The organism is Bifidobacterium sp. ESL0690 (genome assembly GCF_029392315.1).
Classification (GTDB): Bacteria; Actinomycetota; Actinomycetes; order Actinomycetales; family Bifidobacteriaceae; genus Bifidobacterium.
Window position 1 is genome coordinate 538,936 of record NZ_CP113939.1, and the last position, 16,868, is coordinate 555,803.

The 16,868-nt window shown below is 59.1% G+C and carries 10 protein-coding genes; 6 read left to right on the forward strand and 4 right to left on the reverse strand.

Annotation, left to right across the window (positions count from 1 at the left end; all coding sequences use genetic code 11):
* Positions 1 to 197 precede the first annotated feature (197 nt).
* Positions 198 to 1,355, reverse strand: coding sequence for a lactaldehyde reductase (gene fucO / locus OZX62_RS02055; protein ID WP_277176391.1), 1,158 nt, complete (start codon positions 1,353 to 1,355; stop codon positions 198 to 200).
* 263 nt (positions 1,356 to 1,618) lie between these two features.
* Here fucO and OZX62_RS02060 point away from each other — a divergent pair, with 263 nt between their 5' ends.
* The 3 genes from OZX62_RS02060 (at position 1,619) to OZX62_RS02070 (ending at position 4,541) form a co-directional block, all read left to right on the forward strand.
* Positions 1,619 to 2,509, forward strand: coding sequence for an A/G-specific adenine glycosylase (locus OZX62_RS02060; protein ID WP_277176997.1), 891 nt, complete (start codon positions 1,619 to 1,621; stop codon positions 2,507 to 2,509).
* Between the two features lie 73 nt (positions 2,510 to 2,582).
* Positions 2,583 to 3,734, forward strand: a complete 1,152-nt coding sequence (locus OZX62_RS02065; protein ID WP_277176392.1) for a glycerate kinase — start codon at positions 2,583 to 2,585, stop codon at positions 3,732 to 3,734.
* A 36-nt stretch (positions 3,735 to 3,770) separates the two neighbouring features.
* Entirely contained in the window at positions 3,771 to 4,541 is a 771-nt protein-coding gene (locus tag OZX62_RS02070) for a hypothetical protein (protein ID WP_277176393.1), read from the forward strand.
* A gap of 64 nt (positions 4,542 to 4,605) precedes the next feature.
* Here OZX62_RS02070 and OZX62_RS02075 read toward each other — a convergent pair whose 3' ends face one another.
* Complete coding sequence (locus tag OZX62_RS02075; RefSeq protein WP_277176394.1) at positions 4,606 to 5,760, reverse strand: FAD-dependent oxidoreductase; 1,155 nt, start codon at positions 5,758 to 5,760, stop codon at positions 4,606 to 4,608.
* A gap of 462 nt (positions 5,761 to 6,222) precedes the next feature.
* Here OZX62_RS02075 and rpoB point away from each other — a divergent pair, with 462 nt between their 5' ends.
* The 3 genes from rpoB to OZX62_RS02090 all read left to right on the forward strand — a co-directional run bounded on the left by rpoB (position 6,223) and on the right by OZX62_RS02090 (position 14,946).
* Positions 6,223 to 9,789 carry a DNA-directed RNA polymerase subunit beta gene (rpoB, locus tag OZX62_RS02080; protein ID WP_277176395.1) on the forward strand — a complete coding sequence of 1,189 codons (3,567 nt, stop codon included), beginning with the start codon at positions 6,223 to 6,225 and terminating at the stop codon, positions 9,787 to 9,789.
* A gap of 113 nt (positions 9,790 to 9,902) precedes the next feature.
* The gene (locus OZX62_RS02085) at positions 9,903 to 13,991 is read left to right on the forward strand and encodes a DNA-directed RNA polymerase subunit beta' (protein WP_277176396.1); all 4,089 of its coding nucleotides are present in this window, start codon (positions 9,903 to 9,905) and stop codon (positions 13,989 to 13,991) included.
* Between the two features lie 346 nt (positions 13,992 to 14,337).
* A complete protein-coding gene (locus tag OZX62_RS02090) occupies positions 14,338 to 14,946 on the forward strand; it encodes an FHA domain-containing protein (RefSeq protein WP_277176397.1) in 609 nt (202 codons plus the stop codon).
* A 322-nt stretch (positions 14,947 to 15,268) separates the two neighbouring features.
* On the opposite strand, the gene OZX62_RS02095 is transcribed toward OZX62_RS02090, so the two are convergent.
* Both OZX62_RS02095 and OZX62_RS02100 read right to left on the reverse strand, forming a co-directional pair.
* Positions 15,269 to 15,844 carry a hypothetical protein gene (locus OZX62_RS02095; protein ID WP_277176398.1) on the reverse strand — a complete coding sequence of 192 codons (576 nt, stop codon included), beginning with the start codon at positions 15,842 to 15,844 and terminating at the stop codon, positions 15,269 to 15,271.
* A gap of 166 nt (positions 15,845 to 16,010) precedes the next feature.
* A complete protein-coding gene (locus tag OZX62_RS02100; RefSeq protein WP_277176399.1) occupies positions 16,011 to 16,868 on the reverse strand; it encodes a serine/threonine-protein phosphatase in 858 nt (285 codons plus the stop codon).

Consider the following 16,868-nt stretch of genomic DNA (forward strand, 5'->3'; position numbering starts at 1 on the left):
GATTTAAAACTATCCCCGCGAAGCGACACCGAACCCGGCTACGTCTATGTTTTGCAGGCTATACGATAAACGCGGTGTCTATTATTGCCTATTGTCATATTCAATGCAAGGCCAATCCTGCATAACAAAAGCCCGCCGAGATTGGTCGGCGGGCTTCTGCCAATAGCCGGGTTATTCGCTCGGCTGGTAGGAAATCCTTACATCAGGCTCTCATAGATCGCGTGGATGTCTTCCTTCGTAGGCTTGCGCGGGTTGCCACCGGTGCAGACATCCTTGAAGGCGTTCTCGGTCAATCCATCGATGTCGCTTTCCTTGGCGCCGACTTCGCTGATGGTGGTCGGGTTGCCGAGGTCGACGGTGAGTTGGTGGATCCTTTGCACGGCCTCTTCGCGCACCTCGTCGATCGAACGGTCGGGGTTGTAGGAATCCTGGTCGCCGAAGGCGTGGGCGATGGCGCGGTACTTCTCGCCGGTGTAGTCCTTGTTGTATTCCATGACAGGCGCGAGCAGGATGCCGTTGGCCACGCCGTGTGCGACACCGAGCAGTCCGCCGAGGGCGTGGGCCATGCCGTGCACGAGGCCGAGGCCGACGTTGGAATAGGCCATGCCGGTGATGTAGGAGGCGTAGGCCATTTCTTCGCCGGCCGCGACATCGCCGTCGGCGGACTTGGCGAGATTGGCGGCGATCATGCGGATCGTCTGCAGCGACAGGCAGTCGGAAAGCTCCCAGGCGCCCGGGGTGACGAAGCCTTCGATGGCGTGGGTGAGCGCGTCGAGGCCGGTGGCCACCTTGAGGCTGCGCGGCATCGTATCGGTCAGATCCGGGTCGACGAAGGCGACCAGCGGGATGTCGTGCGGGTCGACGGCCACGAACTTGCGCTTCTTGGCGGTGTCGGTGACCACGTAGTTGATGGTTGTCTCCGAAGCCGTTCCGGCGGTGGTGGGCACGCCGAAGATCGGGACGGACGGGTTCTTGGTGGCAGCGGTGCCTTCCAGCGAAAGCACGTCGGCGAACTCGGGGTTCGCGGCGATGATGCCGATGCCCTTGCAGGTGTCCTGCGGCGAGCCGCCGCCCAGGCCGATCATGAAGTCGGCGCCGGCGTTCTTGAACTTTGCTACGCCGTCTTGGATGCACTCCACCGGCGGGTTGGGCTTGACGTTGTCAAAGATTTCATAAGGCATGCCCGCAGCGTCGAGCACGTCGGTGACCTTCTTGACCGTTCCGGTCTTGAGCAGCACCGGATCGGTGACGATGAAAGCCTTGGTGAAGCCGTGCGCCTTGGCGACGTTCGGGATTTCCTTGATTGCGCCGCGCCCGAAATAGGCTTCCTGATTGAAGATCATACGATACACCATTGTTCACTCCTTATTTACTTTGTGATGTAGCTCACAACAAAATCCATTATAATGTCGCAGGCGTATTTGTTCTGTTATCGTTAACAATATGTGTTTTTGCAGCGCTGTAGTGGTGTCAGGGCACAATGGTTCGGATGGTTCAGAAGAATATGGATATGACGAAACCCGTTGCTAACCCGCATAAATCCGAGGTAGGTTCACGAGACGTTGCCACGAACAAGGCCGAAGTGGTTGAAGGCTTCAGCGCCGCCGAACTTGAAACCATGAAACAGGAATTATTCTCGTGGTGGGACGAAAACGCGCGTGATCTGCCTTGGCGCTTCGGCCGCACGACGCCGTGGGGCATCCTCATTTCCGAGGTGATGAGCCAGCAGACGCAGATGAGCCGCGTCGTTCAATATTGGACCAATTGGATGGACGTCTGGCCGGACGCCGCAAGCCTTGCCAAGGCGAGCACGGCCGAGGTCATCACCGCTTGGGGCAGGCTCGGCTATCCGCGACGTGCGCTGCGGCTTCAGGAATGTGCGAAAGTGGTTGCCGAACAGTATGGTAACGAACTGCCGCGCACTTACGACGAGTTGGTCGCGCTTCCTGGCATCGGCGACTACACGGCCAGTGCGGTGATGAGTTTCGCCTTCGGTGAGCGTATCGTCGTCCTCGACACCAACGTCCGCCGCGTGCTCTGGCGCACGTTCAAGGGTGAGGAATCATTTGGTGGTGCCACCAAGCCTGAGGAACGCAAGTTGGCGAATGCCGTGCTGCCGCAAAAACCTAAGGAAAGTGTGATTTGGAACGAGGCGTTGATCGAGCTCGGCGCGCTGGTCTGCACTGCCAAGAACCCGAAGATCGACGAAGATCCGTGGGCTTCGCACAGTCGTTTCTACGCCGCCGGCTGCCCGCACATGGGTGAGAAGCGCACCCGCCCGCGCCAGAGTTTCAAAGGCACGAACCGTCAGGTGCGTGGCATCGTCCTCAACGCCTTGCGTGCGCTCGCAGGTTCTTCGGGCACTTCCGAAAAAACCGCGTCGCTTTCGCGAGCCGACGTCGAAAAGCTCTGGGGCGACCACGTCCAGCTGGACGCCTGCATCGCTAGTTTGGACGAGGATGGTTTAATAGAAATCGGTTCAAACGGCTCGTTGCGCCTGCCGCTTTAAGTTGCTGATAGCCGGAATTGCCCATGGCGTCAGTAGGTACTACCAGTGAGGTGTTCAGAGAGGAGCTTGAGTAATGGCTGGTTATTCGGTTCTGATAGCCGCGGATTCGTTCAAGGGGTCGGCTTCCAGCATCCAAGTCGAAAATCTGATTGAACGAGGAATCCGCCGCGTCCTTCCGGATTGCAAAGTCCTGAAATATCCTATAGCGGACGGCGGCGAAGGTACGGTCGCTGCATTGATGGCTGCACGCCGAGGAGAGCGTCGTCATGTCAAGGTCCGAGGTCCGTTAGGTGACGAGGTTGAGGCGAGTTATGCCATTGACGGCGACGGCGAGGATGCCGTTATTGAAATGGCACAGGCCAGCGGCATCACCTTGATTCCCCAAACTCCCGAAAACGCGCTCAGGGCCTCCACGTTCGGCGTAGGCCAGTTGATTCTCGACGCGCTCAATACCGGAGTCAAACGCATATTCATTGGTCTTGGCGGATCGGCGACCAACGATGGTGGTGCGGGGATGGCCAAGGCTTTGGGAGTGCGCTTTCTGAACAAGGAAAGTGATGATATCCCTTGTGGACTGGGTGGTCTTGAGCACCTGCGATCAATCGATTGTTTGCGTATCGATCGCAGAGTGGCCCAAACCCGATTCGTCGCGTTGACTGATGTCTCGAATCCCTTGGTAGGTCCCGATGGGGCGCTACGGATTTATGGCCCACAGAAAGGCCTCGAATTCGCGGAAATCGGCCAATTTGACCAATGGATGAGCAGCTATGCTGAATTGCTGAACAATATCGCTGATTACGATGTAGCGGATATACCGGGAGCGGGTGCCGCCGGCGGTTTGGGTGCAGGATTGGCGGCTTTCTGCGGAGCCGAGATACAAAGCGGCATCGATACGGTGCTTGACATCATTGGAATCGAAGAAGGAATGCGCCACGTCGACTTGGTAATTACCGGTGAAGGACGTATGGATTCCCAATCGGCCAATGGCAAGGCCCCGATTGGTGTTGCCCTGAGAGCCAAGAAATACGGTGTGCCCGTCATCGCCGTAGTCGGCAGCCGTGCACAAGACTTGGGTGAAGTCTACGGAAAGGGAATTGACTTGGTTCTCGACGGTATCAGCGAGCCGATGGCCCTCGAGCAATGTATGAATCGCGTGGACGAAACAATCCCATTGGCCGCGGAGACCGCCATGCGTGCGTTCCTGCTCTCTCGACCTCGCTCGTAGTATATAGAATTCAGCAAGGTCGTTTACACTGGGACTATGACCTCTCAGCAACCGCAGAAGCGCCAGAACAAGCGCAAACCCAGCAAGGAGATGCAGCGCGTCTATCTGCGTCGCCGCATCGTCGTGGGTGTGGTCGCGTTGGCGTTGCTCGCGCTGATTGGGTTCGGTATCTATGCGCTCGCGACCAAGGTCTTCGCCAACTATGGTGGGCATAGCGAGCAGGCGGCTTCGAGCTCATCCGTCTCCAAGTCCCATAAAAAGATGCCGGCCAAGAAACCCGGAAAATCCGATAATACTAAAGAGAATCAGGATAATCAGGCCAACCAGAGCAGCGTCAGGAAATGCGGCGCGAAGGACGTGAAGCTGGAACTGAGCCCGGCCTCGCAAAGCGTGGAGCTTGGCGGCGCGCTTGATTTCAAAGCGACGATTCGCTACGAGGGTGACGATTCCTGCCTGATTGACGCCTCGAACGCCTCGCGTATTCTTACGATTTTCTCGATTTCGGGCAATACTTCATCGTCCGATGACGATTCCGCTTCCGGTTCAGATACCGGTGCGACGTCCGGCAATCAAGGTGGGGGCACCGTCTGGAGTTCCGCCGTGTGTCCCGCCGATCCACGCAATCTGCTGATGGCCAAAGGCGACAAGGACGTGCAGAAAATCACCTGGCCGGCCGACAGCACCGGTTCCACCTGCGTTCCTGACGATCAGCTTCCGCGCGTCAGACGCGGCACCTATATGGCCCAGTTGAGCCTCAAAGATCATCCCGGAGTCAAAAGTGAGAAGGTTCCGGTTACCGTCGAATAGACGTCGGCGATGTATCACTTAAACTGGTAACGTCCGAAAATGCTGAAACCGTGCGAAACGGCTCCTAGTCGATGGCATCCCGGAAATCTTTGTTCATCCTGCTGATGAGCAGCCGCACTTTGGCTCCCTTGAGCCGGGTGTAATTGCCCTTGGAATCCTGAAGGAGCGCGACGCCCGAGTGCGGTCCGAGCGGCAGAATCGTGCCGTACGGCTTGTAGTCGAACCTGTAGGTGCGTCCGCCCTTGAGCAGCTGGGCGACGTTGGAGGCGGCGCATTCCGCCTGAGCGATTGCGAGCTGGGCTGTGGCCGGATATACGCGGCCGGTTTCGGGGTTGGGGAAGGCCGAGACATCGCCGATTACGAATTCGCGTGGCCAGCTCCCGTCCGCTTCGATTACCGAAAGGTCGTCGCGAACGATGACGCGGTTGAATTTCTGCGCATAACCGGAGATGGGGACGACCTCGCTGCCGCGGATTCCCGCCGCCCAGACGATGGTGTTGGCGTGGAAAACCTGATTGCCGACATGGACCTCGCCCGGACCGACCGCCGTCACGCGCGAAGAGCCGTGGAAAATAACGTTGCTGCCTTGCAGGAATTCCATGATCCATTCGGTGAGTTTGGGGTCGAATCGATAGAGCGGATTGGGGTTGGAAGCGAAGCAGTGGACTTCGAATTTATCGGCTGGCACGCCGAATTGTTTCGTAAGTATGGGAAGTTGATGTACCAGCGCAGCCATGAATGCGACGGCTGAGAATCCATCGCCGCACACCGCAATGCGTAGGTCGTAAGGGTTCTGGCTGACGCGATAATCCGTGAGTATGCGCTCGATATGGCTTCGCGCGCGCAGCGCGTCGTCGAGGGTGATGAGTGGGAATGCGTTTTCGGAAGCCCCGGGAACCTCGGGAGTGGAAGTTGCCCCGCCCAATGCGTTGATGAGATAGTCGTAGAAAACCAGCCCGTTGTTACGCAGTTCCACGGCACGAATGTCGTGGTCAATTCTCATCACATCGTCGACGATGAGGCCCACACTGGGGTCAATCGTTTCGCGAAGGTTGAAGCTGATTTCGGATGGATCTGTCCTTCCGACGGCCACTTCGTGGAGCCGGGCGGTGTCGTAGTGGTAAACATCTCTGTTGACCAGCACGATTTCCGCGTCGGGTTGAAGCGCGACGAGCTGCTTAACGGCGTGCAGGCCTGCATAGCCTGCGCCAAGTACCATGATTCTTCTCATGAGCTCTTCCGATGCAATCTAGATTCTCTGTAGTAACCGCCCTTATATCAAATATAATCATACTATGATACCTGTAGTTACCAAGATGATTACGGTCGATATTGTTTTATAATATATATCACATTTTATCGATTGTGTTGGGATAATTTGGTAGCTATTTGTTAAACGTTAGATACAACTTAGTTACATGCTTATTTTTTAGGATAAAAATCCGATAATTGGATACTGGGTTTTTAAGTTGCCGAAAGAAGCCTCTGACCTATCGCTCCCTTGTATTGGGGGTATATGGACTGGCAAAATGTCCAAAGTTATGCTAAAATGAAATTTTGCATAAGGTGTGTCATATTGCGGGCATGCTCTAACGACGAAGCGCCCGCGTAGTGTAGCCGTTTGCGGCGCGTTTCCTCGACATGAATATTCAAAGATCAAGCGAGCGATAAGGAACGTCCATTGGCTGAAAATAAGCTCAAGACGAACACCACACAAGTCATCGCACGCGCCGATGAGCACGACATCAAGTTGCACAAGGCGTCGGACCGTGTGAATTTCGGTTCCATCAGGGAACCCATCGATGTGCCCTATCTTCTGGGGGTGCAGACCGATAGCTTCGATTGGCTCATCGGCAACGCACGTTGGAAGAAGAAGGCCGAAGCCGACATCAAGGCCGGCACCAACAACGTGGCCCATACCTCGGGCCTCGAAGAAGTCTTCAACGAGATTTCCCCGATCGAGAACTTCGCGCAGACCATGAGCCTGACATTCTCCGACCCGTACTTCGAGGAGCCGCGTCACACGGTCCAGGAGTGCAAGGAGAAGGATTACACTTATTCCGCACCTCTGTATGTCAACGCGGAATTCGAGAACGGCGACACCGGCGAGATCAAGAGCCAGACCGTCTTCATGGGCGATTTCCCGCTGCAGACCCCGCACGGCACCTTCATCATCGGCGGCACCGAGCGCGTCATCGTCTCGCAGCTCGTGCGTTCCCCAGGTGTCTACTTCGACCGTACGCCGGATCGCACCAGCGACAAGGAAGTCTTCGGCGCGAAGATCATCCCGTCGCGCGGCGCATGGCTCGAGTTCGAGATCGACAAGCGTGACGTTTTGGGCGTCCGCGTCGACCGCAAGCGCAAGCAGTCCGCCATCGTCTTCCTCATGGCCATCGGCATGACCAAGGACGAGATCGCGAAGTCCTTCAAGGATTATCCGCTCGTGCTCGATGCTCTCGAGAAGGAGACCATCAACACGCAGGACGAGGCCCTGACCGACCTCTACCGCAAGATCCGCCCGGCCGACACCGCCACTCCGGAAGCCGGCAAGAACCTGCTGGAGTCCTTCTACTTCAACAACCACCGTTATGACCTCGCACGCGTCGGCCGTTACAAGATCAACCGCAAGCTCGGCCTTGAAGCCGACCCGACCGATCGCAGCCTCTCTCGCGAAGACATCATCGCCACCATCAAGTACCTCGTGGCGCTACATGCCGGCGACAAGACCTTCCCCGGCAAGCGCGACGGCAAGGATGTCGACCTTCGCGTCGAAACCGACGATATCGACCACTTCGGCAACCGTCGTATCCGCCAGGTCGGCGAGCTCATCCAGAACCAGCTGCGCACCGGCCTGAGCCGTATGGAGCGCGTGGTTCGCGAGCGTATGACCACCCAGGACGCCGAGGCCATCACCCCGCAGTCCCTGATCAATATCCGTCCGGTCAATGCGACGATCAAGGAGTTCTTCGGAACCTCCCAGCTCTCGCAGTTCATGGATCAGAACAACCCGCTTTCCGGCGTGACCAACAAGCGTCGTCTCTCCGCGCTGGGCCCCGGCGGCCTTTCGCGCGACCGCGCCTCCATGGAGGTCCGCGACGTCCACCCGTCCCACTTCGGACGTATGTGCCCGATCGAATCCCCTGAAGGCCCGAACATCGGCCTCATCGGCTCGCTCGCGACCTTCGGCCGCGTCAACCCGTTCGGCTTCATCGAGACCCCGTACCGCAAGGTCGTCGACGGTCACGTCACCAACGAGATTGAATACATGACCGCTGACCGCGATGCCGAGCATGTTATCGCCCAGGCCAACCAGAAGCTGGACGAGAACGGCAACTTCGTCGAGAAGACTGCACTTGTGCGTGCAGGCGAGGACGAGGCAGTCGATGTGCCGGTCTCCGAGGTCGACTACATGGACGTTTCCCCGCGCCAGATGGTCTCCGTCGGCGCTTCGCTGATTCCGTTCCTTGAGCACGACGAGGGTCACCGAGCACTGATGGGCACCAACATGCAGCGTCAGGCCGTCCCGCTTGTCAAGTCCGAGCGCCCGCTGGTGGGCACCGGCGCCGAATGGCGTACCGCCTACGATTCCGGTGACACCATCCTGTCCGAGAAGGACGGCGTGGTCACCTACGTTTCCGCTGATATCATTCGCGTCACCAACGATGACGGAACCCAGTCGAGCTACAAGCTCGCCAAGTTCCAGCGTTCCAACCAGACCACCAATTACAACCAGGTCCCGCTGGTCAAGGACGGCGAGCGCGTCGAGCGCGGCAGCGTCCTGGCCGACGGTTCGGCCACCGATAAAGGCGACTTGGCTCTGGGTAAGAACGTGCTGGTCGCGTTCATGCCTTGGAACGGCTACAACTACGAGGACGCCGTCATCATTTCCCAGCGTCTGGTGAAAGACGACACCTATTCCTCGATCCACATCGAAGAGTACGAAATCGATGCCCGCGACACCAAGCTCGGCGCCGAGGAGATCACCCGCGACCTGCCGAACGTCGGCGAGGAAGCGGTGGCCAACCTCGACGAGCGCGGCATCATCCGCATCGGCGCCGAGGTCGAGGCCGGCGACATCCTGGTCGGCAAGGTCACGCCTAAGGGCGAGACCGAGCTCACCCCTGAGGAACGCCTGCTCCGTGCCATCTTCGGCGAGAAGAGCCGCGAGGTTCGCGACACCTCGCTGCGTGTGCCTCACGGCGAGACCGGCACGGTCATCTCCATCAAGGAAATCACCCGCGACGAGGCCGAGGAGGACGGCGATGAGCTGCCCAACGGCGTCAATTCGATGATTCGCGTCTACATCGCCCAGCACCGTAAGATCACGGTGGGCGACAAGATGTCCGGCCGTCACGGCAACAAGGGCTGCATCTCCCGCATCTTGCCGGAAGAGGACATGCCGTTCCTGCCCGATGGCACCCCAATCGACATCATGCTCAACCCTCTGGGTGTGCCTAGCCGTATGAACCTGGGCCAGGTGCTGGAACTGCACTTGGGCTGGATTGCTCACGCCGGCTGGGACATCAAGCTCGACCCGGATCTCGAGGCCGAATGGAAGAAGTACGTGCCGCAGGGCGCCGAACATGGCGACCCGGGCACCCCGGTGGCCACCCCGGTCTTCGACGGCGTGCGTCCCGACGTGATCCAGGGCCTGCTGCGCAGTACCCTTCCCGACCGCGACGGCAACAAGCTCGTGGGCGAAGACGGCAAGGCGACGTTGTTCGACGGTCGCACCGGCGAGCCTTTCCCGAAGCCGATTTCCGTGGGCTATATGTACATGCTCAAGCTGCACCACCTCGTGGACGACAAGATCCACGCGCGTTCCACCGGCCCGTACTCCATGATCACCCAGCAGCCGCTGGGCGGCAAGGCACAGTTCGGCGGCCAGCGCTTCGGCGAGATGGAGGTGTGGGCCCTCGAGGCCTACGGCGCCGCTTACACGCTGCACGAGATGATGACCACCAAGTCCGATGACGTCGACGGCCGCGTGCGCGCCTACGGTGCCATCGTCAAGGGCGAGAACCTGCCGCCGGCAGGCATCCCGGAGTCCTTCAAGGTGCTCTTGAAGGAAATGCAGTCCCTCTCGCTCAACGTCGAAGTGCTCAACGCAGACGGCGTGGCCATTGACCTGAACGACGCGGAGGATGACCCGGTGGGCAACTCCAACGATCTCGGCTTCAACATTGGCGCCCGCCCGGACGCCTCGGCCAAGGACGATCAGGCGGCACCTCAGCCGGAATACCGCTAGAGGCAACGCTTCAATATACGGCTTAGTCTGGGGTTTGGCGAAAAGGAAAATGCCAAGCCCGACAAGCCGGCCGAAAATCGTAATTGTTACCAATTGGAAGACAGGACAACATAGTGCTGGACGTCAACGCATTTGACAAACTGAGGATCGGACTCGCCACTACCGAGGACATCCACAAGTGGAGCTACGGCGAAGTCAAGAAGCCGGAAACCATCAACTATAGAACTTTGAAGCCCGAGAAAGACGGCCTGTTCGGAGAGCAGATCTTCGGACCGACCCGCGACTGGGAGTGCGCCTGCGGCAAATACAAGCGCGTCCGTTTCAAGGGCATCGTCTGCGAACGCTGCGGCGTGGAGGTTACCAAATCCCGCGTCCGCCGTGAGCGCATGGGCCACATCGAACTGGCCGCACCGGTAACGCACATCTGGTTCTTCAAGGGTGTGCCGAGCCGTTTGGGCTATCTGCTCGACATCGCGCCGAAGGACCTTGAGAAGGTCATCTACTTCGCGGCCTACATGGTCACGAGTGTCGATGAGGCGCAGCGCCAGCAGGATCTGCCGGATCTGCAGGACGAATTCGACACCGAGATCGCACAGCTCAACAAGCGCCGCGACAACGAGATCGAGGAACGCGCGAAGAAGCTCGAGAGCGATATGGCCGAGCTCGAGGCGAGCGGCGAGGCCAAGGGCAGCGCCAAGTCCAAGATTCGCAACTCCGCCGAGCGCGAGATGGCGGCCATCCGCCAGCGCTACGACGACCAGGCTCAGCGCCTTGCCGCCGTGTTCGACCGCTTCAAGACCCTGAAGCCGGGCGATATGGAAGGTGACGTGGATCTGTGGCAGGAAATGGTCGACCGCTACGGCGACTATTTCGAAGGCTCCATGGGTGCCGAGGCCATTCAGCAGCGTCTGCGTGACTTCGACCTTGAAGGTGCCGCCAAGCAGCTTCGCGAAGAAATCGACACCGGCTCCGGCCAGCGCAAGGCCCGCGCCCTGAAGCGCCTGAAGGTCGTCAACGCATTCCTCACCACGGACAACAAGCCCGAGGCGATGGTTTTGAACGCCATCCCGGTCATTCCTCCGGATCTGCGCCCGATGGTGCAGCTTGACGGCGGCCGTTTCGCCACTTCCGATCTGAACGACCTCTATCGTCGTGTGATCAACCGCAACAACCGTTTGAAGAGGCTCATCGAGCTCGGCGCCCCCGAGATCATGCTCAACAACGAGAAGCGCATGCTGCAGGAAGCCGTTGACTCCCTGTTCGACAACGGCCGTCGTGGCCGCCCCGTCACCGGTGCTTCGAACCGTCCGCTGAAGTCCCTGAGCGACATGCTCAAGGGCAAGCAGGGCCGTTTCCGTCAGAACCTTCTCGGCAAGCGCGTGGATTATTCCGGCCGTTCCGTGATCGTCGTCGGCCCGTCGCTTAGAATGCACCAGTGCGGTCTGCCGAAGCCGATGGCATTGGAGCTCTTCAAGCCCTTCGTCATCAAGAAGCTCGTGGACCAGAACTATGCGCAGAACATGAAGAGCGCGAAGCGTTTGGTCGACCGTCAGGATTCGTCCGTCTGGGACGTGCTCGAAGACGTCATCAGCGAGCATCCGGTGCTCCTGAACCGTGCGCCTACGCTGCACAGGCTTGGTATTCAGGCCTTCGAGCCGATTCTGGTCGAAGGCAAGGCCATTCACCTGCCGCCGCTCGCCTGCGCCGCGTTCAACGCGGACTTCGATGGCGACCAGATGGCAGTCCACCTGCCGCTGAGCGTCGAGGCACAGGCCGAGGCCCGCTCCTTGATGATGGCTTCCGACAACATCCTGAAGCCGGCTGACGGCCACACCGTCACCATGCCTTCTCAGGACATGATTCTGGGTCTTTACTTCCTTTCCACTGTGGTGGAAGGCGCCAAGGGCCAGGGTCGCGTGCTCGGCTCCCCTGAAGAGCTGCGCATGGCCGTCGACCGTCATGACGTCGATACCCAGGCCAAGGTGCTGGTGCGCCTGCCCAAGGATTTCGTGCTCCCCAAGGATTGGGAACCGAGCGAGCTCAAGGTCACCGACCCCGAGCCGGGCAGCCCGGACGTGGTCAAGGAAGAGCGTTTCAAGGACGGTTCCGTCCTCTTCGCCACTTCCTACGGCCGCTTGAAGTTCAACGAGACCCTGCCTGTCGACTACCCGTTCATCAACGAGCAGGTCGCCAAGGGCAAGCTCTCCACGATCGTCGACGACATCGCCACGCGTTATTCCACCGCACAGGTGGCTGCGACGCTGGACGCCCTGAAGGACCTCGGTTTCACCCGCGCTCCTTGGTCGGGCGTCACCATGTCCTTCTCCGACATCGTCGAACCGCCGGAACGTCTCTCCATCATCCACGACTACGAAGGCCAGGCCGACAAGGTCAACGACCAGTACGAGATGGGTCTGTTGACCGAAGAGGAACGCCGTCAGGAGCTCATCAACCTGTGGACCGAATGCACCGACAAGGTCGCGGACGCCATGCGCGATAACTTCAAGGACGACAACAACGTCAACATCATGGTGCAGTCCGGTGCCCGAGGCAACTGGATGCAGATTCGCCAGATTTCCGGTATGCGAGGCCTGGTGGCAAACCCGAAGGGCGAGATCATCTCCCGCCCGGTCAAGTCCAACTACCGCGAGGGCCTCTCCGTCCTGGAATACTTCATCTCCCAGCACGGCGCCCGTAAGGGTCTGGCCGATACCGCACTTCGTACCGCGGAATCCGGTTACCTCACCCGTCGTCTCGTGGACGTGGCCCAGGAGGTCATCGTTCGCGAAGAGGACTGCGGCACCAAGCGTGGCCTGCCGATCAAGATCGCCGACCGTGATGAGGACGGCAACCTCGTGCTCGTCAAGGATGCGGACGGCGGCCCTTACTCCCGTCTGCTCGCCGACGATGTCATCGACCCAAAGGACGGCAAGACCGTGCTGTACAAGCGCGGCGATGCCCTCTCTATGGATGCTTTGCGCGACATGGTCGCTCACGGCGTCGAAGAGGTCAAGGCACGCAGCGTACTGACCTGCGAGTCCAAGCGCGGCGTGTGCGCGAAGTGCTACGGCTGGTCGCTGGCCACCAATCGTCTGGTGGATGTCGGCGAGGCCGTCGGCGTTGTCGCGGCACAGTCCATCGGCGAGCCTGGTACGCAGCTGACGCTTCGTTCCTTCCACTCCGGCGGCGTCGCTTCCGCTTCCGATATCACCCAGGGTCTTCCCCGTGTCACCGAGCTCTTCGAGGCGCGTACGCCTAAGGGCGAGGCACCGATTACGGAGTACCCCGGCACCGTCAAGGTCGAGGATTCCGACCACGGCCGTCAGGTCACGCTGACCCCGGACGACACGACCATCGAGCCGATCACCTACCCGGTGACCCGCCGTGCGCCGCTGCTCGTCAAGGACGGCGACCACGTCGACACCGGCACCCAGCTGATCGAAGGCTCCGTCGACCCGAAGAAGATTCTTCGCATCTTGGGGCCCCGCGCGGCTCAGGTCAACATCGTCGAGGGCGTGCACGACGTGTATCGCTCCCAGGGCGTGGATATCCACGACAAGCACCTCGAGGTCATCGTCCACCAGATGCTTCGCCGCATCACGGTGATCGATTCCGGCACCACGAGCCTGCTGCCTGGCGAGCTGGTCGACCAGTCCAAGTTCCGCGACGCCAACATGAAGGCCGTCAAGGAAGGCGGCAAGCCTGCCGCCGGTCGTCCGGAGCTTCTGGGTATCACCAAGGCTTCGCTGGCCACCGATTCCTGGCTTTCCGCCGCTTCGTTCCAGGAGACCACCCGTGTGCTTACGGAGGCCGCTTTGGAGCAGAAGTCCGACGAGCTCAAGGGCTTGAAGGAGAACGTCATTATCGGCAAGCTCATTCCTGCCGGCACCGGCCTTGCGCGTTATCGCAACGCGACGGTCGAGCCCGACAAGGCCATCCGCGACACGATTTACCCGAACTTCGGTTTGGGTGGAGACTCGACCGGCACTGACTTCGGCGAGGGCGGCATGGACGATATGGACTTCTCCAATATCGACTTCGGCGACCTGAAGCTCGGCGACGACTTCAATCCCGATGACTTCCTCAACGATCAGGGTGGGGCCACGGAGCTCGGCGGCGATACTGATTTCGGCTCCGGCGCTGCTCCCAGCACCGATGCCAACTCGGACACCGGCACCGACAATTCCGGTTCCCAAGCCTAATGAAATAGGCTGAAAGGCCGAGTGGTTTAACGGTTACATTTGTCTCGATGCGTTTACGACGCACCGGGACAAATTCATATCTGCAGCTCGTTAACCGTCGGATGTGGTGGGGCAGTGGTGACGTTGCCAATCGGCCGGTCGCACCTCTAATCAGGTCGTTATGCCTCTGCACGTATATTTTGGAATGTAAAAAATCAACGGATAAGGTATCAATGACTGGTTAAAGGCGACAATGGCAGGTAAATATCAATGTTTCGTATAACGATTTATGGATTTTCGGACAACTTGTGTGTGCACTCCGTCGATATGGCCCAAAATGTTGCGGTTCTGCGGTAACATGGCTTTTATGAGCACTTTGCCTTTTCCGCCGCCACCCGAGCTTGGTTGGTATGACGATGACGCCACAGTTGTATCCGCAAACCAGAGCGCGGCCGTAGAGCCTGCGCAGGAAACGGGGGCGGCGCAGACCCCGCAGACGCTGGTTGACAAGGCCGTCGCGGCGCGCAAGCCCGCCGCCGACAAATCCTGGACTTCGTCCACTCCGCAGACCAATAGCGAGGGCGACATCGAGGATTGGGATGGAACGGTGCTTTCCACCGCTTTCATGGCCGAAGAACCCAAGAAACGTTACCGCCTGCACAACGATGCCACAGGTCAGGATATTGAGCTGACCAAGAGCGCTCTGCTGGGTCGCAACGTTTCGGCCACCGTGCCGCAAGGCGCGATGTCGATCAAGCTTGCCGACCCGACGCGCACGGTTTCGCGCAATCACGCCGCCGTCAGCTACGACAAGGACGGCACGTTGTGGATTGAGGATTACGGTTCGCTCAACGGCACGTATATCATCGAGGACGACCACGAGCAGCAGGTCAAAGACAGCCCGGTTCAGCTCTCGGCGCCCACGACGTTGCGTATCGGCGACCAGTTCTTCAAGCTCACTGAAGATAAGAGCTGAAGCCAGCTAAGTGCGTCTCGGCTGAATTAAAGTTAGTCATCGTTATAGATTCGGCTTCAGGCTCGCCGAAGTTTGCGTTTCGGCTTGGCGTGAAGCTTTGATTGCTGAAATTTAGTAATACGTTACATAACGAATGTCCCGCTACCTTACCATTTCGGTAGGTAGCGGGACATTCGTTATGTCGAACGGTTTAGATTGGGAACCCGTTGGTTTGCTGTCAAATCGATAAACCAGCTGACGTGATTACTTGAGCCGATTTATACGCACGGTTACTGACAGTCGTCTTTGCGGGTATCAGTAACCGTGCAGACACCGAACAGCATTATTGCCGCGTGGCCAGTGCCGCGTCGATGGCCGGGTCGTGCAGCTGGGCGAGCCAGTTCAAGAGCTCCGGGTAGGTATTGGGGTTGCGTGCCAGGCAGGGGCGCAGTTCGGGGGCATATTGGGCGATGCTCGCGATGGTCATCTGGTCGGTGTTCGGGTCCAGCGCCTGCTCGGCGGTGTAGCCGTAAGCGTTCGTGGCGACGGGCATCTGCTGGTTGTAGGCAGCGGCCGGTTGCTGTTGTGCCGCATACTGATTCGCGGCAGCATACTGGCCACCCGCGGCCTGCTGATCGGCGATGTAGGGTGATGAAGCTTGTGCCGCAACGTCCTGCTGAGCCGGTGCCTCTTGCGGCGAAACGCCGTGATCGGGAACCTCAAAGCCCATGGTTTTGAGCGTCTCGCGTGCGCGGTCGTCGCCGAACTGGGCGAGCCAACGCTTCAGCCCTGGGTAGGTGCGCGGATTCGCGGCTACGTTCGCGCCGAAATCCGGGTTTTCGTAGGCGACTTTCGCCAGCATGATCGGGTCTGCCTCGGAATCCTGAACAACGGCGACGGCGGTGTCGTAATCAACCATGGTATTTCACTTCTCTTTCTTGTTGATGAATGCTCGACGTTCATCTGTTTTCTATTATCGATAATTATTACTTCACTACAACGATTATAACGTTTGATTCGCATTCTGTCGCGCGAATGATGCACGAATGGAACGAAAAACATCGCATTTATTTGATTTATGCGACTTATGTATGCAAACTGTCGAGGGTGACGTCCCCGATGGTCTCCAGCTCCTCTCCGATATCGAGTTTGCTGGCGTGCCAAAGCTTGTCGCAGGAAATGCTCGGCCGCACGTCGACGACGACGATGGTGATGTTGTCGTCGCCTCCGGCCTTGAGAGCCGCGCGGATCAGCGCTTCCACGGCACGTTTTGGATCCGGGTTCGCCTGGCAGATCGTCCCGATTTCGGCGTCGTCGACCTCGGAATAAAGGCCATCGGAACATACGACGAACCGACCGGAGGGCACCACCGCGTAAAAGTCGGGCCGAATGCCTTGTGGCGCGCCGATACACTGGGTGATGACGTTGCGCGGGATGGTCGCGTTCGCCATTTTCGGCGACATCAGCCCGGCGTCAATGGCCTGCTGACGTTCGGAATGGTCCTTGGTGATATGACTGATTGAGGACGCGACCGCGTTGCCGTGCTCATCGAGATCGAAATGGTAGGTGCGGGAATCGCCGACATTGACCACATACCAAAGCGGGGCCTGCTCGCTGCCGTCCTTGGCGGGGCGGGCAGGAAGGATGATGCCGGTGGCCGTGGTTCCTGCCAGGCCGCCGAGATCCTTGCCCAGTTCGTAGACGTCGTGTTGGGAAGCGTCCAGTGCGGATTCGATGACTTGACGGGATCGCACGGCTTCACTAGCGATGGCCTTGAAGTGCCCCGCGGTCAGCGCGCTCGCACGTTCGCCGCCGACACCGCCGCCCATGCCGTCGCAGACCATATAGACTCCGGGCTCGTTGACCCCTGTGTCTTGGTTGTTGCGTCGTCTTTTGCCGATGTCGGTGCCCATGGCCGCACGAATGTGTGGGTGATCAGACAT

Bases quoted from the DNA above. Each gene is read 5' to 3' on its own strand.
- OZX62_RS02090 (WP_277176397.1), top strand. From the start codon at position 14,338: ATGAGCACTTTGCCTTTTCCGCCGCCACCCGAGCTTGGTTGGTATGAC.
- OZX62_RS02060 (WP_277176997.1), top strand. From the start codon at position 1,619: ATGAAACAGGAATTATTCTCGTGGTGGGACGAAAACGCGCGTGATCTG.
- OZX62_RS02070 (WP_277176393.1), top strand. From the start codon at position 3,771: ATGACCTCTCAGCAACCGCAGAAGCGCCAGAACAAGCGCAAACCCAGC.
- OZX62_RS02075 (WP_277176394.1), bottom strand. From the start codon at position 5,760: ATGGTACTTGGCGCAGGCTATGCAGGCCTGCACGCCGTTAAGCAGCTC.
- OZX62_RS02095 (WP_277176398.1), bottom strand. From the start codon at position 15,844: ATGGTTGATTACGACACCGCCGTCGCCGTTGTTCAGGATTCCGAGGCA.
- OZX62_RS02100 (WP_277176399.1), bottom strand. From the start codon at position 16,868: ATGTCTGATCACCCACACATTCGTGCGGCCATGGGCACCGACATCGGC.
- OZX62_RS02065 (WP_277176392.1), top strand. From the start codon at position 2,583: ATGGCTGGTTATTCGGTTCTGATAGCCGCGGATTCGTTCAAGGGGTCG.
- fucO (WP_277176391.1), bottom strand. From the start codon at position 1,355: ATGGTGTATCGTATGATCTTCAATCAGGAAGCCTATTTCGGGCGCGGC.